Origin of the sequence: Gilliamella sp. Choc5-1 (assembly GCF_001690595.1) — a bacterium.
Lineage (GTDB): Bacteria > Pseudomonadota > Gammaproteobacteria > Enterobacterales > Orbaceae > Gilliamella > Gilliamella apicola_M.
The window spans coordinates 21,504-42,705 of the sequence record NZ_LZHH01000116.1 but is presented as its reverse complement, the minus strand read 5'-3'; the positions used below and the strand labels follow the sequence as shown (position 1 = coordinate 42,705).

The 21,202-nt window shown below is 34.5% G+C and carries 16 protein-coding genes and 4 pseudogenes; 8 read left to right on the top strand and 12 right to left on the bottom strand.

Features of this window, described 5'->3' with window-relative positions; all coding sequences use genetic code 11:
• Positions 1–57: 57 nt before the first annotated feature.
• The 6 genes from A9G35_RS10590 to A9G35_RS10565 form a co-directional block, all read right to left on the bottom strand.
• Positions 58–1,299, bottom strand: a complete 1,242-nt coding sequence (locus tag A9G35_RS10590; RefSeq protein WP_065636829.1) for an MFS transporter — start codon at positions 1,297–1,299, stop codon at positions 58–60.
• A gap of 183 nt (positions 1,300–1,482) precedes the next feature.
• The gene (locus tag A9G35_RS10585; RefSeq protein ID WP_065636828.1) at positions 1,483–2,595 is read right to left on the bottom strand and encodes a ribosomal protein uL16 3-hydroxylase; all 1,113 of its coding nucleotides are present in this window, start codon (positions 2,593–2,595) and stop codon (positions 1,483–1,485) included.
• Positions 2,585–3,370 (bottom strand): YchF/TatD family DNA exonuclease, encoded by a 786-nt coding sequence (locus A9G35_RS10580; RefSeq protein ID WP_065636827.1) that lies wholly within the window; start codon positions 3,368–3,370, stop codon positions 2,585–2,587. The genes A9G35_RS10585 and A9G35_RS10580 overlap by 11 nt, the downstream gene beginning before the upstream one ends.
• A 12-nt stretch (positions 3,371–3,382) precedes the next feature.
• On the bottom strand, positions 3,383–4,561 hold the full coding sequence (gene lapB / locus A9G35_RS10575; RefSeq protein ID WP_065636826.1) for a lipopolysaccharide assembly protein LapB: 1,179 nt from the start codon (positions 4,559–4,561) through the stop codon (positions 3,383–3,385).
• Between the two features lie 11 nt (positions 4,562–4,572).
• Positions 4,573–4,878, bottom strand: coding sequence for a LapA family protein (locus A9G35_RS10570; protein ID WP_065636825.1), 306 nt, complete (start codon positions 4,876–4,878; stop codon positions 4,573–4,575).
• An 83-nt stretch (positions 4,879–4,961) separates the two neighbouring features.
• Positions 4,962–5,675: a phosphatase PAP2 family protein gene (locus A9G35_RS10565; protein WP_081300203.1), complete on the bottom strand. Its 714-nt coding sequence runs from the start codon at positions 5,673–5,675 to the stop codon at positions 4,962–4,964.
• 101 nt (positions 5,676–5,776) lie between these two features.
• Between A9G35_RS10565 and ribA the strand changes: the two genes are divergently transcribed.
• Positions 5,777–6,388 (top strand): GTP cyclohydrolase II, encoded by a 612-nt coding sequence (ribA, locus tag A9G35_RS10560; RefSeq protein WP_065636824.1) that lies wholly within the window; start codon positions 5,777–5,779, stop codon positions 6,386–6,388.
• Positions 6,389–6,565: 177 nt separating this feature from the next.
• Here the strand turns inward: ribA and A9G35_RS10555 are convergent, their stop codons facing one another.
• The 4 genes from A9G35_RS10555 to zipA form a co-directional block, all read right to left on the bottom strand.
• Positions 6,566–6,754, bottom strand: a complete 189-nt coding sequence (locus A9G35_RS10555) for a 2-hydroxymuconate tautomerase (protein ID WP_065636823.1) — start codon at positions 6,752–6,754, stop codon at positions 6,566–6,568.
• Between the two features lie 9 nt (positions 6,755–6,763).
• Positions 6,764–7,279 (bottom strand): S-ribosylhomocysteine lyase, encoded by a 516-nt coding sequence (gene luxS, locus A9G35_RS10550; RefSeq protein ID WP_065636822.1) that lies wholly within the window; start codon positions 7,277–7,279, stop codon positions 6,764–6,766.
• Between the two features lie 73 nt (positions 7,280–7,352).
• Positions 7,353–9,383 (bottom strand): NAD-dependent DNA ligase LigA, encoded by a 2,031-nt coding sequence (gene ligA, locus A9G35_RS10545; RefSeq protein ID WP_065636865.1) that lies wholly within the window; start codon positions 9,381–9,383, stop codon positions 7,353–7,355.
• 227 nt (positions 9,384–9,610) lie between these two features.
• On the bottom strand, positions 9,611–10,534 hold the full coding sequence (gene zipA / locus A9G35_RS10540) for a cell division protein ZipA (protein WP_176701421.1): 924 nt from the start codon (positions 10,532–10,534) through the stop codon (positions 9,611–9,613).
• A 409-nt stretch (positions 10,535–10,943) separates the two neighbouring features.
• Here zipA and A9G35_RS10535 point away from each other — a divergent pair, with 409 nt between their 5' ends.
• Complete coding sequence (locus tag A9G35_RS10535) at positions 10,944–12,137, top strand: efflux RND transporter periplasmic adaptor subunit (protein ID WP_065636821.1); 1,194 nt, start codon at positions 10,944–10,946, stop codon at positions 12,135–12,137.
• A gap of 19 nt (positions 12,138–12,156) precedes the next feature.
• Entirely contained in the window at positions 12,157–15,354 is a 3,198-nt protein-coding gene (locus A9G35_RS10530) for an efflux RND transporter permease subunit (RefSeq protein WP_065636820.1), read from the top strand.
• A gap of 142 nt (positions 15,355–15,496) precedes the next feature.
• Here A9G35_RS10530 and ruvC read toward each other — a convergent pair whose 3' ends face one another.
• Both ruvC and A9G35_RS10520 read right to left on the bottom strand, forming a co-directional pair.
• On the bottom strand, positions 15,497–15,985 hold the full coding sequence (gene ruvC / locus A9G35_RS10525) for a crossover junction endodeoxyribonuclease RuvC (RefSeq protein WP_065636819.1): 489 nt from the start codon (positions 15,983–15,985) through the stop codon (positions 15,497–15,499).
• Positions 15,985–16,728, bottom strand: coding sequence for a YebC/PmpR family DNA-binding transcriptional regulator (locus A9G35_RS10520; RefSeq protein WP_065636818.1), 744 nt, complete (start codon positions 16,726–16,728; stop codon positions 15,985–15,987). Before A9G35_RS10520 ends, ruvC begins: the two co-directional genes overlap by 1 nt.
• A gap of 349 nt (positions 16,729–17,077) precedes the next feature.
• On the opposite strand from A9G35_RS10520, the gene rbsD reads away from it, so the two are divergent.
• The 5 genes and pseudogenes from rbsD to A9G35_RS10495 form a co-directional block, all read left to right on the top strand.
• Entirely contained in the window at positions 17,078–17,497 is a 420-nt protein-coding gene (rbsD, locus tag A9G35_RS10515) for a D-ribose pyranase (protein ID WP_065560315.1), read from the top strand.
• Positions 17,498–17,530: 33 nt separating this feature from the next.
• Positions 17,531–19,044: pseudogene (gene rbsA, locus A9G35_RS14205) on the top strand (ribose ABC transporter ATP-binding protein RbsA).
• Positions 19,031–19,564, top strand: a pseudogene (locus A9G35_RS10505) (ABC transporter permease subunit); the annotation flags it as partial. The pseudogenes rbsA and A9G35_RS10505, both read left to right, overlap by 14 nt.
• 62 nt (positions 19,565–19,626) lie before the next feature.
• Positions 19,627–20,709 (top strand): annotated as a pseudogene (locus tag A9G35_RS10500) (IS481 family transposase).
• A gap of 29 nt (positions 20,710–20,738) precedes the next feature.
• A pseudogene (locus A9G35_RS10495) lies at positions 20,739–21,167 on the top strand (ABC transporter permease subunit); the annotation flags it as partial.
• Positions 21,168–21,202: the final 35 nt, after the last annotated feature.

Below are 21,202 nucleotides of genomic sequence, written 5' to 3'. Positions count from 1 at the left end.
AATTTGTATTGATATAAAAAAACAGGACAATGGTCCTGTTTTGATGTTTGAGTTATTTTATTCGAGCGTTTTGCCTTTGGTTTCAGGTATTAAAAAGACAAATGCAGCAGCTGATAATAAATAAGCAGCAGATAGTAAAGCTAATGCATAGCTAATTGAGTAGAATGTGGCCAAATAGGCAATAAGCACTTGTGATACGCCAGTGAGTCCTCGACCAACATTAAAAATGATATTTTCAGCACTTGAGCGTGCATCTGTTGGATAATGCTCAGCAAGTAACGCACCATATCCGCCCATCATGCCATTGACAAAAAAGCCAATCACCGAGCCAAATATGATGAGTATAACCATATCTGTTTGTTGAAAGTAGAACCAAATTGAAACGGCCGAGACAAATAAAAATAGAATGTAAGAAGGGCGACGACCAAATTTGTCGCATAACCAACCAAAAATTAAGATCCCTAATGACATGCCAATAGTGGTTGAAATGGTCCAAAACATGGTGTTTTTAAATGGTAATTTGAGTTCGGTTGCAATCATGCTTGGCATCCAAACCGTAAGTCCATAAAAGCCAAAGTTTTGTACCGCACAAGCAATGGTTAATCCTATTGTTGTTGCTATTGTTCGGGGGTCTTTAAATAATTTGCCAATGGCAATTTTATTTTTGTTTTGGTTTTTAAGGTTTTGCCAAATTTCAGGTTCTTTTAGACCTTTACGAGTCCATGCAACAAATAGTGCTGGCAATACGCCAACGGCAAAAACCCAACGCCAACCATAAGTTTCACCAACAAAATTGACTGTTAGTGCGGCTAAAATGATCCCGACTTGAAAGCCTAGTGCAACAATTGATGTTGCTCTTGATCGTTTGTTTTTAGGCCAACTTTCAGAAACCAGTGTCATGCCGATACCAAATTCACCACCAAGACCAAGTCCACTCAAAAAGCGAAATATTAAAAAGCACTCATAGTTGGGTGAAATAGCGCATAGTCCAGTGAAAAAGGAAAATATTAAAATCGTCCATGAAAAGACTCTAACTCGACCATATTTATCAGCAAGTACACCAAATAAAATGCCACCTAATACTGCGCCAAGTAGGGTCACTGATGTTAAGGTTCCTAAATCTGCTTTAGTTAGGTTAAAGCTTGTCGAAATCAGGCTAAAACAAACACCTAAAATCATCATATCCATGCCATCAAGTGCATAACCAACGGTGGAAGCAAAAAGTGTTTTCTTTTGGTATGGCGTTGTTTGTTCACTTTCGCTTTTAGTTTGCTGGGCTGTGTTTGCTTCAGTTTTCATGTATACCTCTAGTTTTTAAAATTAGATAGTTACTTAAAATTTGCATTTTATAATGTTTAATTTGTGATTAAACGGCGGGTAAATAAAAGCGGGGGAAAGTATATACTTAAAACTCATAAAAAGCCAAATTTAAAGCTTAAAAGGCTGTTTTACCGCCGATTTTATTATCGGCGAGATGTCATGTCATTCTTCTGCGAAATACCAGTAGCCTTTGTTGACAAGCTCAAGCATTATTTGAAGCGTGTTTTTATCTTGTAACTGCTTGTAATACAATGTTTCAGTTTCACAAAGTAGATCTATGACCTGCATTGGTAAGTTAATTTTTTCGCCATGAATGTAGCCAAAATCACCTATTTTAAGAATGCGAATGCTAAGTACTCGGCGTAGCTTTGAACCATTTTTTAGTAGTGATTCAAATTCATTATATTCGTATGGCGGTTCAACAGGCACAATATCTAATTCGTGCATTGGTTGTGTAATGTGTTTGCCAAACCAATCGTTAAATAATTGCGGTGTTTTGATTAATTCGATAATTTGATCCTGTAGTTTTGTTAGTTCATAAGGTTGAACACGGTGTGGATCGTTAGGTAGTTTTAAATTCGGGTCTTGATAATAAATACCGTTAGGTAAGTTATCGATAACATAATCGGCAAAGCTGCTAAGTAGTTCTTGCGATGTTTGTGTCATAAAACCAACAGAATAGCTGAGTGATTCGCCTATAGATATGCCATTATGAGGGCAACCTATTGGAATGTATAAAATGTCGCCTGCTGTTAGCTCTTCATCAATGATAGGTTGATATTCTTCAACATGTAATAATGCTTTGTGTGCATTAAATTGTTTATAATTTGGGTTGCGATCACCTACTTGCCAACGCCTGCTCCCCATGCCTTGAATAATAAATACATCATAATTATCAATATGAGGTCCAACTCCAGCCCCGTGCGTTGCATAAGAAATCATTAAATCATCAAATTGCCATTGTGGTATGCATTTGAATGGTTCAACTAATGTGGCTACTTGTTCGTGCCAGTGATCAACTGCTTGAACAAGTAAACTCCAATGATCTTCACCTAAGTTATCATATTCAGCAAATGGCCCATATTTTGCATCCCAAACGCCATTTTTATTGGAGACAATTCGGCTATCAATTTCTTCTTCCATTGCTAGCCCTGCCAGTTCATCTGGTGTAATGGGATCAATAAAGTTAGTAAATGCTTTGCGTAAGATCACTGGTTTTTTTTGCCAATAATTTGTTAAAAAATCATTCCAATCAATGGTTAATTTATAATTCATTTAATTTTCCTTGCAGATTGAATAATTGACAAAAGTTAGATGTGGTTTTTTGGGCTATTTCTTCTAATGAGATGCCTTTTAAAGCTGATAAATATTGTGCCACTTCACGAACATACGCAGGTTGATTTTCTTTCCCTCGATATGGTACGGGAGCAAGATAAGGCGAATCAGTTTCGACCAAGATACGATCAAGCGGTACATATTTGGCAACATCGCGCAGGGTCTCAGCATTTTTAAAGGTAATGATTCCTGAAAATGAGATATAAAAGCCGATGTCTAAGAGTTGTTTGGCTGTTTCGATATCTTCAGTAAAGCAGTGCAAAACGCCTGAATGAACATGTTCATCTTTTAAAATTGTTAAAGTGTCTTGTTTGGCATTACGGGTATGGACAATAATTGGTTTATTTAATTTGCGACCTAATCGAATATGCTCTTTAAAATTTTCTTGTTGCTGTTCTAAATTATCTTGTTGATAGTAGTAATCAAGACCTGTTTCACCTAGTGCTATAACGTTATCTTCTTGCGCTAAATTTTGAAAACGATCGGCATCGTATTTTTCCTCGTCTAAATTAAGAGGATGAATCCCACACGAAAAAGAGCATTGATCTGTATAAGGGGTAAGTTGATGTTTCATCGATTCATAGCCCGATAATGTTGTTGCTACACTTAAGCAATGTTTAACATCGTTGTTTGTTGCTTCTTGTAAAACATCTTTAATGGATTTAGTGCTAAAGTCTAAACTATCTAAATGACAGTGAGAGTCAATTAAAAACATAGAAATCTCTATTTATTTATTTGAGTGTTGTTCAAAATCACGAACAGGTTTTATGGTTGACCATGAACGGCAAGCAGGGCATAGCCAGTAGATTGAGTTGACCGTAAATCCACATTTTTGGCATCGATAATTGGGTACGGTTTTTATTTGCTCACCCACCATGTTTCTTAAAAGTAAAAGGCTTTCTTTGGCTTTGCCTTGTTCTGCATCAGCAACATGATAGTTCATTAATCGATAAAATCCTTTTAAGTTAGGATGTTTCAGTAACTCACGGTACATGTAATGTTGTGCTGCGTCTAAACCTTTCTGTTTTTCAATAAGATCGGCAAGCATTAATTCAGCTACGCTACCGCTATCTTGTTCGACACATAATTGTAAAAATTGTTGGAATTGTTGTTGATTATTTAGTTTTAAATAGCACTCTTTTAATAAAGGCAGTGCTTCGCCAATAAAAGCTTTATCTTGTTGTAATATTTGTTGAAATGATTCGATTGCTTGCTCTATTTTGTTTTGAGCCATAAGAACTCGACCCAACATGAGTGAAGTGCGAGCACACGTTGAATCTGCTGTTGCTGATTTTTGTAATAAATTATTTGCTTTATCCAGTTCATTATTAGTAATAGCTTGTGAGGCTAATTCACAATAAAATTGTGCAATATCGATTTTGTATTTTTCATTACCAAGTTTGACTAGTTTTGTTGCTGCGTTAATAGCATTTGTCCATTCACTGGTTGATTGATATATAATGATAAGTTGTTGCAAAGCATGCTGTTGAAAGTCTTCTTCATCGATTAATTGTAAAAACATCTCTTCGGCACGGTCATAAAGACCTGCAACCATATAGTCTCGGCCTAACTGCTGAATGGCTAATAGTTGTTGTTCAAAGGTCAATGATGCGCTTTCTAACAATGCTTGGTGAATACGTATTGCTCTGTCAACTTCGCCTCGAGAGCGAAATAAGTTACCTAATGTCAAGTGAGCTTCAAGTGTGCCATCATCTTCTTTTAATAAGTCTAAAAAAAGATCAACGGCTTTATCTTTTTGGTTAGATAAAAGAAAGTTTAAACCATCTACATATTCACGAGATAGCCGATTAGATTCATTTAAATATTTTTGTTTTGCATTTCTGTTACCCATATACCAACCATATCCTGCGGCAATAGGAAGTAACAGAAATAACAGCTCAAACATAATAACTTATCTTAATTGGTTTTAGTTAAGGTTGTTTGTTGATGATTTGCTACACCTTCATCGTATTTTTTTTGTAATTTGTTCAATTTACGTTTTGTTGATGAGTGTTGGAATTTAGCTTTTAAAAAGAAAATGCCCGTTAATACCCAACCAATAATAAAGCCTGAACCAAATAAAATGGCTAATAATACCGATAGGCGGATTTCAGTTTTTGCAACTAAATAATTAAATATTACAAGTTGATCATTTGCTGAACCTATCGCTATTGAGATAGCAAAAACGATAATTATCAATAAAATTGATATAACAAATTTCATAATGTTGACCTTTTTGTTTTAGTTAAATATTTTTATTATATCCATCTGTTATAAATGAAACTTCTTTCATTTTCATTTAATAGCTATTTGTCTACTATATGCCATTTTTTAGCATAAAAATAGCATATTAATGAAATTACCCAAGCAATTAATATGCTTGTTATTAGATCAATAGGTCGATGCATTCCTAGCAATAATCGACTAATTTCAATTAATATTGACCAAATAATGGTGCTTGTTATTATTATATAATGTTGTTTGAATTTTAGTAACATTAAAGCTAAAAATGCCCAAGTTACGGCAAATAAAGTATGACCAGAAGGAAAGGAATATCCAGTTTCATGTTGCCAATGTTTAGATAACCAACTTGGAATAGTTGTTGAATTATTTAATAATTGATAGATAAGTTCTTTTTTTTCTGAATCTGTTAGAGAATAAAACTGTTGGTCAGTAATATTAAATTCGTCTGCCATCCAAAGTACATAAGGTCTTGATTCTGTTGTTTGTGATTTTAAAAGGCTTTTAATTATTTGCCCACTTAATATTGCACTAACAAGTAGCAGCCATAATAAGATAATTTTTGTTTTGTTGGGTAATAACAAATAAAACAGTAAAAATAAAATTGCCGATGTTATTATTGCACAAGGAAAACTTGCCGTTTCGGTTACTAAGAATAAATATTTAGATGTATTATTTAATGATGTTGGCTGCCAATGCCAATTTATGGCTATAATAACTAAAGGCACAACTAAGAAAATAGCTAGTATAGCTATTGTTTTTTTTATTACTAACCCCATTTATAAGCTCAATTAAGTACATATTACTTAATATTTTAACATAGAATATAATTTTATTTTTATAAAATATTATCTATGTTTTATTTAAAACGGAGAAAATAATGCAATTAAAACGTGTTGCACAAGCAAAACTGCCAACGCCATGGGGATGTTTTACTATTGTTGGATTTGAAGAAATTGCAACAAAAAAAGATCATGTCGCATTAGTATTTGGTGATATACCTAGTGATACACCAGTGCTGACAAGAATTCATTCGGAATGTTTAACTGGTGATGCGCTTTTTAGTTTACGCTGTGATTGTGGCTTTCAGTTAGAAGCTGCTTTAAAACAAATTGCAAAAGAAGGTAGAGGGATTTTAATCTATCATCGTCAAGAAGGTCGTAATATTGGTTTATTGAATAAAATTAAAGCTTATGCATTACAAGATCAAGGATTAGATACAGTTGAAGCTAATGAACAATTAGGTTTTTCAGCCGATGAACGCGATTTTACTTTATGTGCTGATATGCTTAATTTATTAGGGGTGTCTCAAATCCGTTTATTAACCAATAATCCAGAAAAAATAAGAGTACTTGAAAACTCAGGTATCAAAATTACGCAACGAGAGCCACTGGAAGTGGGTGAAAATCCAAATAATGAACATTATTTAGAAACAAAAGCGAATAAAATGGGTCATTTGCTTCATTTACATCACTGCAATTGTAAGCATTAAGTGATTTAGCTAAATTATGAGCAATTGATTTATGATTTAAGTTATCAAAAATAGTGACCCATGTTGGAAAATCTCAAAATAAATCTATTTTGAGATTTTTTATCAGGCTTGATATATAGTGAAAAAGATTTTAACTTGTTTAAGTAATTATTTTTATGTAAAAATCAATCTTTATCACTATTGTTTATCACTACGTAGCACGCCACCATTGGCTATCTGATCTTTTGATATTTCGTGCATGATGATTTGTACCGCTTCGGCTTTGCAGTTAAGCGTTTCGACAATTGCATCTGTTACACGTTTTGCCATTTCTCTTTTTTGCTCTACAGTGCGACCTTCTAAAAAGTCTATGGTGACGTTTGGCATAGATACCTCCTAGTGATTAATTTGGGCTAGTTGTTCATCAGTCAATGCGATTTCATTGTTATAGCATACGCTAATACCTGATTTTATAATCTGCTCAGCAATGGCTTTGGCTTCTTCTAATGAATGCATTTTGTAGGTGCCACATTGATATTCGTTTAATTCTGGAATTTGATTTTGTGATTTGACATTTAATACATCATGCATTGATTTTAACCATGCATCCACTATTAATGTTTCGTTTGGTTTACCAATTAAGCTCATATAAAAACCTGTACGGCATCCCATAGGTGAAATATCAATTATTTCAACTTTGTCGCTGTTTAGATGATCGCGCATAAAGCCAGCAAATAAATGCTCTAATGTATGAATTCCTTTTTCGGGTAGATTAGCTTTGTTTGGAATAGTAAAGCGTAGATCAAACACAGTAATGTCGTCTCCTTTTGGTGTTGCCATAGTTTTTGCAATTCGCACAAAGGGTGCTTTCATTTTAGTATGATCAACTTTAAAACTATCGAGTAAAGGCATAATGTCCTCCTTATTTTTTTGATACTTGTTATTGTAATCAATCAACTAACAAGTACCAATAGATTTTATCTTTTTATTGAGCAAGTAAATTTAGCATTTCTTGTTCGTCAATAACTTTAATCCCCAATTCTTGGGCTTTATCAAGTTTAGAGCCGGCGGCTTCACCTGCAATGACTAGGTCGGTATTTTTTGATACACTTCCTGTTACTTTAGCACCTAATTGTTTTAATTTATTTTTGGCTTCATCTCGTGTTAAAACTGATAGAGTGCCAGTTAATACTACTTTTTTACCAAAAAAAGGTGAGTTAGTATCAACTGATTGTATTTGCGGATTAACATCTTGCCAGTGAATACCAATTTCATTGCTGGTTAGTTGTTCAATGATATGGCGATTATGAGGCTCTTGAAAAAAATCGATAATACTTTCTGCAATGACAGCACCGATATCTTTTACTGTTTGTAATTGCTCAAGTGAGGTGTTTTCAATTGCTGATAAGTTGCCTAATTGGTTAACTAGATTTTCGGCAGTAACTTCGCCGACATTTGGAATGCCAAGAGCAAATATAAATCGGCTTAATGTTGTATTTTTAGATGTCTCTAGTGCATTTAATAAATTATTGGCAGATTTTTCCCCAATTTTATCTAAGCTACATAGCATTGGTAGATTTAGTTTATATAAATCTACTGGTGTTTTGACATAGTCTTTATCAACCAGTTGTTCAATGATTTTATCACCCATACCTTCTACATTCATTGCTTTGCGTGAAACAAAATGTTTTAAAGCTTCTTTTCGTTGTGCAGGGCAAATTAGTCCACCTGCACAGCGTGATATAGCTTGACCTTCATCTCGAACGATTAGCGATCCACAAATAGGGCAGTGTGTTGGAAATACGATCTCTTTTGTATCTTTAGGTCTTTTATCCAATATTACGGCTACAATTTTGGGAATAACATCACCAGCTCGACGTATTGTAACGTAATCGCCTTCACGCACGCCTAGTCGGGCTATTTCATCACTGTTATGTAATGTGGCATTGCTAACAATAACCCCCGCAACTGAAACAGGTTCTAATCTTGCAACTGGTGTAATAGCACCTGTTCGCCCAACTTGAAAGTCTACTTTGTTTAATTGTGTAATTTGCTCTTGAGCAGGAAACTTAAATGCGGTAGCCCATCTTGGTGCTCTAGCTACAAAGCCAAGTTTGTTTTGTTGTTCAATGCTATTAACTTTTATAACTACTCCATCGATATCAAAGCCTAACGACATGCGTTGTTCGCCAATTTTTTTAAAGTAGTCTAAAGCAGCCTGTGCACCTTGATGTTTTTCCACCTTATCGCTAACAGGTAATCCCCAAGTTTTGAATTGCATTAAACGATCGTAATGAGTATTAGGTAATGTAGCACCTTCAACTATACCCACACCGTAACAAAAGAATGTTAATGGTCGTTTTGCTGTAATTTTAGGATCTAATTGTCTTAATGAACCAGCTGCTGCATTACGAGGGTTGGCAAAGATCTTTTCGTTATGCTTTTGGGCATCAGCGTTTAGTTTTTCGAAGCCTTTATGTGTCATAAATACTTCCCCTCGAACTTCTAATCTAGAAGGGATGTTATCGCCTCTTAGAACTAGTGGAATTGTTTTGATGGTTTTTACATTGGCTGTTATATCTTCCCCTGTTGTGCCATCACCTCGAGTTGCTGCTTGTACAAAGCGACCATTTTCGTAAAGTAAACTGACGGCAAGGCCATCAAGTTTTAGCTCACAGCAATATTCCACCTGCTCAGTGTCATTTAGGTGAAGACGATCTTTTACGCGTTTATTAAATGCAATAAAGCTTGCATTATCAAAAACATTATCAAGTGATAACATAGGTATTTCATGCTTGATTGATGCAAATTGTGCTAATGGAAAACCGCCAACACGCTGAGTTGGTGAGTCGGGTGTAATAAGAGCAGGATATTGTTGCTCTAATGTTTGCAGTTGTTTTATTAATTTGTCATATTCAGCATCGGGAATTTCTGGCGTATCAAGTACATAATAACAGTACTCATGATGCCTAATTTTGTTCTGTAATGAAGTCAATTGTTCTGTTACATCTTCAATTGATTCAGGTAAATCTGTTGAATTTTCGGTTTTATTCGATAGTGACATGATAATAGGCTCTTAAACTAAAACGTCGGTTTGGGAATATGATTAAAATTGCATTCATTCTAATACTAGTTAATGCATAACTAAATAAAATTATTTAAATAAATAGGTTATAATAATATGCAGTTATAACCACCAACTTAGTTGGTGGTGTTGTGAAAGAATCGCTGAAAATATGGTAATTAAATTTCGTTACAGGCTTTTTTTATGCGGTTTTTATAACTGTCTATTTTTTGTGGTGTTAGCATATGATGTTCATCGTCTAATACCACACCATTAACATCATCAGCAATGCGTTGTGCCGTTTGTAACATTAATTTGAAGTTTTGTTGATTATTGCCTTGTGTTGGTGCAACCATAAAAATAGATACGCCAGGTGTTGTAAACTCATGCATAGTTTCAGGATCTAAATATCCCGGTGTAACCATATTAGCTAAACTAAATAATGTTGGGCCATTACCAGCGGGATCCTCATGCCGGTGAAAAATTTGCATATCACCAAACTGAAAACCTGATTGCATAATGCTTGCAAGTAGCACATCACCTTGTAATAATTTTCCATTGAGGCCAGTGACATTTAAAACAATAATTTCAGTTGTATTTTGTTTGTCATCAATATTTAGTTCTTTAGGTTTGTCGTTAGGGAGGGTTTCACTATTACTATTAACTTGTTTATCTGTTATGGGTTGGGGTAAATCAAGTTGTTTTTTGTCTGTTTTTTCATCATCGAAAAGATCACGGTTAATGTCAATAACAGGTTCTTTTGTCGTTTCAGTATTAATATCTTGTTGGCTATCGTTATTAATAAATAAATCATCTTGTTGAGGTGTTTTTTCTTGCTCTTTTTGAGCCTCATTAATAATTATGCTATTTTCAATTTGTTCATTATTTTTTGAAGTTTTAGGTTTAAGTAAAATTACATCGTCTTCTTCTATATCATTCATAGAAAAATTTTGGTGTTGTTGAGTATTTTGCCCAAATTTCTCTTTTTTATTCGAACTAAAAAGCGAAGAACGTTCTTTTTTATTGATCCAAAATCCATGGATAAGCAATGCAACAATGACTAAGGATGCAACAACAATTAGAACAATACGTAAATTATCCATAATAACCATCTCTGTATTAAATTAAATATACACTCAAATTATCCAATCATATTTTAAAAAACGATTACGGAGTAGTGCAATGTAAATTTTTACTCTTTATTTTAACAATATGAATTAATCTTTATTTAAAGCAACCATACTTAATGTTTATAGTATAGCATTTTATTTATGATACTTTATAGCACAAAAAATCAATTAGTCTATATTACTTTATTTCTAGTAATAATCATAATTAACAACATTATTTTTTAACATTATATTTTAACTAGCCATTTTTTAGAACTCTGTGCTATTGACTTGTAAAGATACTTACAATCTATGCATATTTTTTGTAAAATCGCCGATTACTTTTAAATAAAAACTATTATTAAAAATAAATAATTATTAAGTTTATTGAGGTCATTTTTATATGAGATTTAACAAGCTATTATTAGCCTTGCCTGTAGCATGTGCCGGTCTGCTTTTATTAACAAGTTGCGATAATGGTAAATCACAAGATGGTAATCAATTACCAAAAGTAACTGTATTTGAAGTTCAACCATTAAACTATACATTAAAAATTAGTTTGCCAGGCAGAGTTGTTGCATCTCAAATTGCTGAAATTAGACCTCAGGTTAGTGGTATTGTTTTAAAACGTGAGTTTGATGAAAGTTCTAATGTTAAAGCAGGGCAATCGCTATACCAAATAGATCCTGCTATTTATCAAGCTAATTATGATAGTGCTGTTGCTAGTGTTGCTAGTGCCAAAGCAAATGCAAATATTGCACAGCTTACCTTAAAACGTTACGCTGGATTATTAAATACCAAATCAATTAGCCAACAAGATTATGATAAAGCAGCTGCCGATGTTAAACAGGCAGAAGCTGCTGTATTAGTTGCACAAGCCGCTGAGCATACAGCTAAAGTTAATTTAGACTATACGAAAGTGTATTCACCAATTGATGGATATATTGGTAAATCAAGTGTGACTGAAGGTGCATTAGTCTCTGCAGGTCAGCCAACACCGCTTGCGCTAGTCCAACAATTAGACCCTATTTATGTTGATATGACCGAAGCGGCTACTCGTTATAATAAATATCTTCAAGATGAAAATGTTATTTATGAACCAGCAAAAGGAAATAATGTAGAATTATTTTTTAACGATGGTTCAAAATATGCGCTACCTGGGAATATTAAATTTTCAGATATGACTGTAAATGAAACGACAGGTACAGTGACATTACGTTCTCAATTCGCTAACAATGAAGGCAAAATTTTACCAGGTATGTTTGTTAAACCTCAAGTGACATTAGGTTATATTAAAAATGCCATACTTGTGCCACAGCAAGGTATTACCAGTAATAGACAAGGCCAGTACACAGCAAAAATTTTGAAACCTGATAATACTATCGAGTATCGGCAAAATATTGAGGTTTACACGGGCATAGGTGGTTATTGGGTTGTGACAAAAGGTATTGATGTTGGTGAACAAGTCATCGTCACTGGCTTACTTAATTTGACGGCTGTTGAAACGGGAAAACCTATGAAGGGTCAAAAAGTTGGCGATCCAACAATGCTTACTCAAGGGCAGTTAGATAGTATCATCCAAAAAAGCATGAAATAAAACAGGGGTAGATTGAATTATGGCTAAGTTTTTTATTGATAGACCTGTTTTCGCTTGGGTAATTGCTATCATGATGATGCTGGGGGGGGCTTTATGTATAAAGCTACTGGCTGTTGAGCAGTATCCTGATATAGCCCCGCCTGCTGTAACTGTTAGTGCTGCTTACCCAGGAGCCGATGCGCAAACTATTGAAAATACTGTTACTCAATTGATTGAACAGAATTTAACTGGACTTGATAATTTAATATACATGAAATCAACCAGTAGTGCACAAGGTGTGGTTCAAACAACGTTAACCTTCTCACCAGGTACGAGTCCAGATTTTGCGCAAGTACAAGTATTAAATAAAGTAGAGAGTATAAAATCTCGTTTACCTGAAAGTGTACAAAAAAATGGTGTTTCAGTAGCTAAAAATAATACTAACTTTTTAAAGGTTGTAGGCTTTTATTCAACAAATCCTCAAAAAACACAAGCAGATATTGCTGACTTTGTTTATTCAACTGTGCAAGATCAGATTCGACGTGTACAAGGTGTTGGCGATACTCAATTATTTGGTTCTGAGTATGCAATGCGTATTTGGCTTGATCCAAATAAATTGACCTATTTTAATTTATCAATTGAAGAAATCATTGCAGCTATTCAAGCGCAAAATGCGCAAGTAACAGCAGGGCAATTAGGTGCCTTACCAACAACTGATGGACAAGAACTCAATGCGACAATTACTGCTCAATCACGTTTAAAAACACCCGAGCAATTCCAAAATATTTTAGTGCGTGTAAATACCGATGGTTCTAATCTTTTATTAAAAGATATAGCAACGGTTGAAATTGGTGCGTCTGATTATAACTTTATTTCTTATTATGATGGTAAAGCGTCAGCTGGTCTTGGAATATATTTAGCTACAGGAGCTAACCAATTAGATACGTCAGATAAGGTAGATAAAAAACTAGAAGAATTATCTAAAATCTTCCCAGAAGATATTAAATATGATTTTCCATACGATACAACTCCATTTGTTAAATTGTCGATTAGTAATGTAATTCATACGTTAATTGAAGCAATTATTTTGGTTGTTATTGTAATGTATGTGTTTTTACAAAATCTTCGTTCTACACTTATACCGACTATTACTGTACCTGTCGTACTATTAGGGACATTTGCAATTCTTTATATTTGTGGATTCACCATTAATACCTTATCTATGTTTGCAATGGTACTTGCCATTGGCTTGTTGGTGGATGATGCAATAGTTGTTATAGAGAACGTTGAACGTATTATGCATGATGAAGGTTTATCACCTTATGATGCAACCGTTAAGTCGATGGAGCAAATTACTTCGGCATTAATAGGTATTGCGGTTGTATTATCTGCTGTATTTGTGCCGATGGCATTTTATGGTGGTGCTGCAGGTGGAATTTACCGCCAGTTTTCAATTACCATTGTAACAGCAATGGGGTTATCAGTATTGATGGCTATTGTATTAACACCTGCTCTTTGTGTGCAGATTTTGAAAGCTCCATCTAAAAGTAAAATTAGAAAAATTTCATTGGGCGAAAAATTAGAATCAGTACCGCCATTTAGTTGGAGTTCAAAAGGAACTAAAGCTTTCTTTAAATGGTTTAATAGTTTTTATGATAAAAGTTTACGTTCTTATGAAAAGGGTGTTATTAAAGTTATTCGTAACCCAATCATTGCTTTTGTTTGTTATGCTTTAATATTGGTTGCAGTATTATTCGGATTTAATCGTTTACCTACAGGCTTTTTACCAAATGAAGATCAGGGGGTTCTTTTTGTTATTGTTGAATTGCCATCAGGTTCGACATTAGAACAAACAAAGTCAGTATTAAATAAAACAGCTGATTATTATACAAAGGAAAAAGCTGATTCTGTTAAAGAAATTTTTACCGTTTCCGGCTTTAGCCCTATTGGTCGTGGGCAAAATATGGGGATGGGTTTTATTCGATTAAACGATTGGGATAAGCGTAAACGAGCTGATCAAAAAATTAATTCGTTAGTTAAAAGTGGTAAGGAATTTGCTTCTACTATAACTGAAGGACGAGTCATTATTGCCAATTTGCCTGCAGTACCTGCATTAGGTATGACCGATGGTTTTTCTTATGTGCTGAAAGATACGGCTAGTTATGGTCATGATGCTTTGGTAGGTGCATTTTTCCAAATGTTGGGGCAAGCTTCTCATCACCCAAAACTGCAACAAGTTAGACCAGGAAGTATGCTAGATGTTCCACAGTACAAAATTAATGTTGATTTTGAAGCAGCACAAGCACTTGGCGTTTCGGTAAATTCAGTAAATACTGTATTGTCCACAGCTTTAGGTTCTGCTTATATTGACGATTTTGTTTATAATAGCCGAGTTAAAAAAGTATACTTACAATCTGATGCACCATATCGTATGCTACCAGATGATTTTAGCTATTGGCATGTTAAAAATAAAAATGGTGAGATGGTTCCATATGATGCATTTGCTACTACGACAAAAACTTATGGCTCTCCTTCACTGGTTCGTTATGATGGTGTGGCAGCAATGGAGATAAGCGGTTCAGCCGCTCCAGGTCTAAGCTCTGGACAAGCAATGGCCGTGATGGAAGAGTTGTCCCAAAATTTGCCAAAAGGATTTACTTTTGACTGGACAGGTATATCTTATCAAGAACGTCAAACAGGTTCACAAACAACAACTCTTTACATTATTTCGATTATTGTTGTATTTTTATCATTAGCAGCATTGTATGAAAGTTGGACAGTGCCAATTTCGATCTTATTTGTTATTCCTCTTGGGATTTTAGGTACAGTATTTGCAACTATGTTTAGAGGGCTTGATAACGATATTTACTTTATTGTAGGACTATTAACGACAATGGGATTATCTGCTAAAAATGCTATATTGATTGTAGAATTTGCCAAAGATGCTTTGGAAAAAGAGGGTAAATCATTGATTGATGCTACACTTGAAGCTTGTCGTCTGCGCCTACGCCCGATTTTAATGACTTCGTTTGCCTTTATTTTAGGGGTATTACCACTAGCATTAAATAGCGGTGCTGGTTCTGCTAGCCAAAATGCGGTAGGTACTGGTGTAATTGGTGGTATGTTAACGGCAACGTTTTTAACCATATTTTATGTGCCGCTATTCTTTTTGTTTATTACAAAACTATTTACTAAACATAAAAATAAAGTGGTATTGCTAGCAAACCGTTCAAAATAAAGTCTGAATAATTGGTTTTATATGCATGAGTTAGATTATATAGCTAATGCATTGAAGATTAAGATATTAATAGATAAAAATGCACCAACTTAGTGGTGCATTTTTGTTTATAGATATTTATTATTAAAATGATATGGTTATTTTACTTACGAGAGTGTATTCGCTGTTGGCAGCTGTGAGCATGAGTGATTGCTATAGCTAATGCGTCTGCTGCATCAGCTTGAGGACTAGCAGGTAATTTTAATAATAACTTTACCATATGTTGCACTTGTTTTTTATCAGCAGCGCCTGTTCCCACTACACATTGTTTTACTAAACGTGCCGCATATTCAAAAACAGGTAAATTACTATTTACTGCTGCGACAATTGCAGCTCCCCTTGCTTGGCCTAGTTTTAATGCTGAGTCAGCATTGCGAGCCATAAAAACTTGTTCAATGGCAAACATATCTGGTTGGAATTGTAAAATAATTTCACTGACACCGGCGTATACCCGCTTTAACCGAGTAGGCAAATCATCAACAGCTGTTCGAATACAACCACTGCCAAGATAGGTAAGTTGACGCCCCGCTTGATGGATTACACCATAACCCGTCAAACGAGAGCCTGGATCAATGCCAAGAATAATGGCCATTAGAGTGTTGCGGCAACCTCATCAGAGACTTCACCATTATGATAAACTTCTTGAACATCGTCACAATCTTCAAGCATATCAATTAAACGTAATAATTTTGGCGCTGATTCAATATCAAGATCAACTTTGGTTGCTGGAATCATAGAAACTTCTGCTGATTCAGCAATTAATCCTGCAGCATCAAGTGCATCTTTGACTTCACCAAATGATTCAGGTGTAGTAAATACATCAATTGCACCATCATCATAAGTCACAACGTCGTCAGCTCCTGCTTCAAGCGCTGCATCCATAACTTGGTCTTCATTAGTTCCTGTTGGATATGAAATAACGCCTTTTTTGGTGAATAGATATGAAACAGAACCATCAGTACCTAAGTTACCACCTGTTTTTGTAAACGCGTGGCGCACTTCTGATACGGTACGATTGCGATTGTCGCTTAGGCATTCTACCATCACAGCTGTACCAGCTGGCCCGTAACCTTCATAAATGATTGTTTCCATGTTGCTGTCATCTTCACCACCAACACCACGGGCAACAGCTCGATTCATTGTGTCTCGAGTCATATTATTCGATAATGCTTTATCCATTGCGGCTCTTAATCGTGGATTTGACGCTGGATCGCCCCCACCTAGTTTTGCTGCGGTTACTAATTCACGAATAATTTTGGTAAATATTTTACCCCGTTTAGCGTCTTGTGCAGCTTTGCGGTGTTTCGTATTGGCCCATTTACTATGACCTGCCATAAAATTCTCCAGATAATAATTTAAAAATCACTATATTCTAGCAAACATTTACTCAAAATTCATTACCAATATACTGATAAGTTTTTTAGGTTCTATAAAATTATTCTTTATCAATCAGGAATGATTTAATTTTTATTTATATATGGGAATTGTATAGTAATCAAACAAGCTATCATGGTTGCCCTACATAATATAAATTTTCAAAAACGGTATTTTTAGCTGAATCATTTCATATTGATCTAGATCACAAGTTTTATTTTTATATATTGCAACCAAGATTTATCCAGTAGAAGATAACTGTCGAAACGTTTCGATGTTAGTTTTTATTCAACTATCCAAGGATTATATTATGTATAAAGGTCAATTGTTTAATTCTGAAATTATTCAAGTCTTATCCAAAATGGGGCATACAGATCAAATTGCGATAGGTGATGTAGGTTTACCAATTGCTAGCGATATTCAACGTATCGATTTAGCGGTGACTTACGGTATACCATCATTTATTCAAGTTTTTCAAGCAGTATCGCAAGAAATGCAGATTGAAAAAGTGATATTAGCTGAAGAGATTATTAAAAAAAATTGTGAAATGCATAAGATAATACTAGAACAAATTAGGAACCTTGAAAAAACTCAAAATAAAAGTATTGAAATTATTTATGTCAGTCATGAAAAATTAAAACTTCAAACTCATTACTGTAAAGCTGTTATTCGAACCGGTGAATGTTCTCCATTTTCTAACATAATTTTACAGTCTGGTGTTATTTTTTAAACCTCTGTTATAAAGATAAATAATGAGTGATTTATGTACGATAATCTTTTACAGCTTATAAATATTCACAAATCTTTTCCTGGTGTAAAAGCTCTTTCAGGAGTTAATTTAACTGTACGTGCCGGCCAAGTAATGGCTTTAATTGGTGAAAATGGTGCAGGTAAATCAACTTTAATGAAAGTTTTAACAGGAATTTATCAAAAAGATGAAGGTGAAATTATTTATTTAGGAAATAAAGTTAACTTTTATGGACCTAAATCTTCACAAGAAGCAGGGATAGGTATTGTCCATCAAGAATTAAATTTAATTCCACAACTTAGTATTGCCGAAAATATATTTTTAGGGCGTGAATTCACCAATAAATTTGGTTGTATAGATTGGAAAAAAACGTATGCACAAGCTGATAAATTACTCGCCGAACTTCACCTAGATTATGATAGTCGTCGTTTAATTAGTGACTTATCTATTGGTGAGCCGCAAATGGTTGAAATAGCTAAAGTTCTTAGCTTTAATTCCAAAGTAATTATTATGGATGAACCTACCGATGCGCTTACGGATACTGAAACAGTTTCTCTTTTTAAAGTAATAAATAAACTTAAAAAACAAAAGGGTGGTGTGGTTTATATATCACATCGATTAAAAGAGATTTTTGAAATTTGTGACGAAGTGACAGTGTTGCGTGACGGGCAATTTGTTGGTGAAAAAAAATTGATCAATTAAATGAAGATACTTTAATTGAAATGATGGTTGGTCGGAAGCTTCAAGAACAATATCCAAGAATTAATGTACCGAGAGGTAACATTGCATTAGAAGTTAAAAATCTAAATGGAGTGGGGGTAAATGATATTAGTTTTAGTCTTCATGAAGGCGAAATACTTGGTATTTCTGGTTTAATGGGGTCTGGAAGAACTGAATTAATGAAAATGATTTATGGTGCTAACCCTGCAAAGTTAGGTGAAATTATTCTAAATGATAAATCAATTAAAATCGGTTCACCTCGTGAAGGTTTAACAAATGGTATTGTTTATATTTCTGAAGATCGTAAAAAAGATGGATTAATTTTAGGTATGTCAGTGAAAGAGAATATGTCACTTAATGCCCTAAATTATTTTATTAGCAAATTTAATAAACTGCGGTTAACTGAAGAACAAGATGTAGTTAATGACTTTATAGAATTATTTAATATTAAAACACCATCAATCAATCAAACAATCGGTTTCTTATCTGGTGGTAATCAACAAAAAGTTGCTATTGCCAAAGGTTTAATGACTCGTCCAAATATATTAATTTTAGATGAACCGACTCGAGGGGTAGACGTCGGGGCTAAAAAGGAGATTTATCAACTCGTTAATCAATTTAAACAACAAGGTTTGAGTGTCATTTTAGTTTCATCAGATATGCCAGAAATACTTGGTATGAGTGATCGTATTTTAGTTATCCATGAAGGAAGAGTAACAGGGCACTTTTTAAGTTGTGAGGCAACACAAGAAAAACTTATGGCAGCAGCCGTTGGAAAAATACAGGAGAACACTGATGTTGCAAAATAAAACATTTAAGAACATATTAATTGAACAAAAGTCCTTGATTACTTTACTGGTTTTAATTGCTATTGTTTCTTGTTTAAATGATAACTTTTTTACGTTAAATAATTTTTTCAATATATTACAGCAAACTTCAATTAATGCGGTTATTGCTGTTGGAATGACTCTAGTTATTTTAACTTCTGGAATTGATTTAAGTGTGGGATCAATATTTGCTTTAACTGGTGCAATTGCTGCTTCTATAATTGGGGTAGATATTTCACCTTTTATTGCTATTTTTGTTTCTCTAGCTTTAGGTTGGTTATTGGGCGCCTTTTCAGGGATTATTATAGCCAAAGGAAAACTTCAAGCTTTTATTGCTACCTTAGTTATGATGCTTATCCTACGAGGAATAACACAGGTCTATACTAAAGGTAGTCCTATTTCTACTGGTAGTAATGATAATTCTGAATTATTTGAATGGGTTGCATTTGGTCGAGTGTTAGGAATTCCTGTGCCAATATTAATCATGATTATTGTTTTTATTTGTAATAGTCTTTACTTAATCTGACGTTTAAGTTATTTTATAACACAAAAGGAGAGTCAGAAATGAATCAAACTGCCAAAATTATTAAACCTAAATTAGGACTTTTAGAATTAGCTAAACAACTCGGTAACGTTCAACAAGCTTGCAAAGTCATGGGATACAGTTGAGATAGCTATTATCACTTTAAAAAACTGTATGGGCAAGGTGGTGAGCTTGCGCTTCAAGAAATCAGTCGTAAAAAGCCTATCGAAAAAAATCGGGTAGAGCCACATATAGAACAAGCCGTTGTCAATATGGCTTATGAATATCCAGCTTATGGGCAACATCGAGTTGCCAATCAACTCCGCCAAGAAGGCATCATGGTGTCAGGGAGTGGTGTACGCTCTATTTGGCTACGTCATGATTTAGAAAGTTTTAAAAAACGCTTAATAGCCCTAGAAACCAAAGTGGCACAAGAAGGATGTGTGCTCACGGAAAATCAATTACAGGCCCTTGAAAAAGCCAAAGCATCAAAAGAAGCGCATGGTAAAATTGAGACACATCATCCGGGTTATTTATGTGCACAAGATACCTATTATGTAGGACACATTAAAGGCATAGGGAAAATATACCAACAAACATTTATTGATACCTATTCCAGACTCGCTTTTGCTAAAGTCTATACCGAGAAAAACAGTCTGATTGCTGCCGATATGCTCAATGATAAAGTGCTTCCTTTCTTTGACAACGAACAAGTGCCACTTTTACGCATTCTTACCGACCGAGGGACGGAATATAATGGCCATAAGGAGAGCCATGCTTATGAACTTTATCTTAATCTAGAAGATATTGAACACACCAAGACCAAAGCCTACAGCCCACAAACAAACGGTATTTGTGAGCGATTTCATAAGACGATGAAAACAGAATGTTATGATATTTTATTTCGACGTAAGATTTACACGCAATTGAGTGAAATACAAAACGATATTGAGCAATGGCTTGAATTTTACAATCGAGAAAGAGCGCATTCAGGAAAATATTGTTATGGGAAGACACCATGGCAAACATGGAATGATGCAAAGGGGTTGGTTAAGGAAAAGCAATTGGAGAATTTATTTTGCTCATCGGACACGCATTTTGTTAAAATGAAAGCCGATGAGTAATACGTGCCTGTCAGATTAAGTTTAAGCTACTATATTTTATTTTTGCATGGTACTTATTAAAATATACTCGCTTGGGTCGTTATATCTATGCACTTGGTGGGAATGAAGCGGCAACTCGTCTTTCAGGTATTAATGTTGATAAGGTAAAAATTATAGTTTATGCCATTAGTGGCTTGCTTTGTGCTCTTGCAAGTACTATTGAAGTAGCACGGTTATCTTCAGCTCAACCAACAGCCGGTACAGGTTATGAAATGGATGCAATAGCTGCTGTTGTACTTGGTGGCACTAGTATGTCGGGAGGGAGAGGAAAGATTATCGGAACACTAGTAGGTGCTTTAATCTTAGGCTTTTTAAATAATGGATTAAATATGTTGGGAGTGGATGCCTATTACCAAATGATAGTAAAAGGCGTTGTTATCTTATTAGCAGTTTTAGTCGATAAAAAAACTAATAAATAGTTGCTTTAAACACGATGTTTTACCTTAGGAGAAAG

Bases quoted from the DNA above. Each gene is read 5' to 3' on its own strand.
- A9G35_RS10555 (WP_065636823.1), bottom strand. From the start codon at position 6,754: ATGCCAAACGTCACCATAGACTTTTTAGAAGGTCGCACTGTAGAGCAA.
- lapB (WP_065636826.1), bottom strand. From the start codon at position 4,561: ATGTTTGAGCTGTTATTTCTGTTACTTCCTATTGCCGCAGGATATGGT.
- A9G35_RS10530 (WP_065636820.1), top strand. From the start codon at position 12,157: ATGGCTAAGTTTTTTATTGATAGACCTGTTTTCGCTTGGGTAATTGCT.
- A9G35_RS10535 (WP_065636821.1), top strand. From the start codon at position 10,944: ATGAGATTTAACAAGCTATTATTAGCCTTGCCTGTAGCATGTGCCGGT.
- luxS (WP_065636822.1), bottom strand. From the start codon at position 7,279: ATGCCTTTACTCGATAGTTTTAAAGTTGATCATACTAAAATGAAAGCA.
- A9G35_RS10565 (WP_081300203.1), bottom strand. From the start codon at position 5,675: ATGGGGTTAGTAATAAAAAAAACAATAGCTATACTAGCTATTTTCTTA.
- ribA (WP_065636824.1), top strand. From the start codon at position 5,777: ATGCAATTAAAACGTGTTGCACAAGCAAAACTGCCAACGCCATGGGGA.
- rbsD (WP_065560315.1), top strand. From the start codon at position 17,078: ATGTATAAAGGTCAATTGTTTAATTCTGAAATTATTCAAGTCTTATCC.
- A9G35_RS10590 (WP_065636829.1), bottom strand. From the start codon at position 1,299: ATGAAAACTGAAGCAAACACAGCCCAGCAAACTAAAAGCGAAAGTGAA.
- ruvC (WP_065636819.1), bottom strand. From the start codon at position 15,985: ATGGCCATTATTCTTGGCATTGATCCAGGCTCTCGTTTGACGGGTTAT.
- zipA (WP_176701421.1), bottom strand. From the start codon at position 10,534: ATGGATAATTTACGTATTGTTCTAATTGTTGTTGCATCCTTAGTCATT.
- A9G35_RS10520 (WP_065636818.1), bottom strand. From the start codon at position 16,728: ATGGCAGGTCATAGTAAATGGGCCAATACGAAACACCGCAAAGCTGCA.
- A9G35_RS10580 (WP_065636827.1), bottom strand. From the start codon at position 3,370: ATGTTTTTAATTGACTCTCACTGTCATTTAGATAGTTTAGACTTTAGC.
- A9G35_RS10585 (WP_065636828.1), bottom strand. From the start codon at position 2,595: ATGAATTATAAATTAACCATTGATTGGAATGATTTTTTAACAAATTAT.
- A9G35_RS10570 (WP_065636825.1), bottom strand. From the start codon at position 4,878: ATGAAATTTGTTATATCAATTTTATTGATAATTATCGTTTTTGCTATC.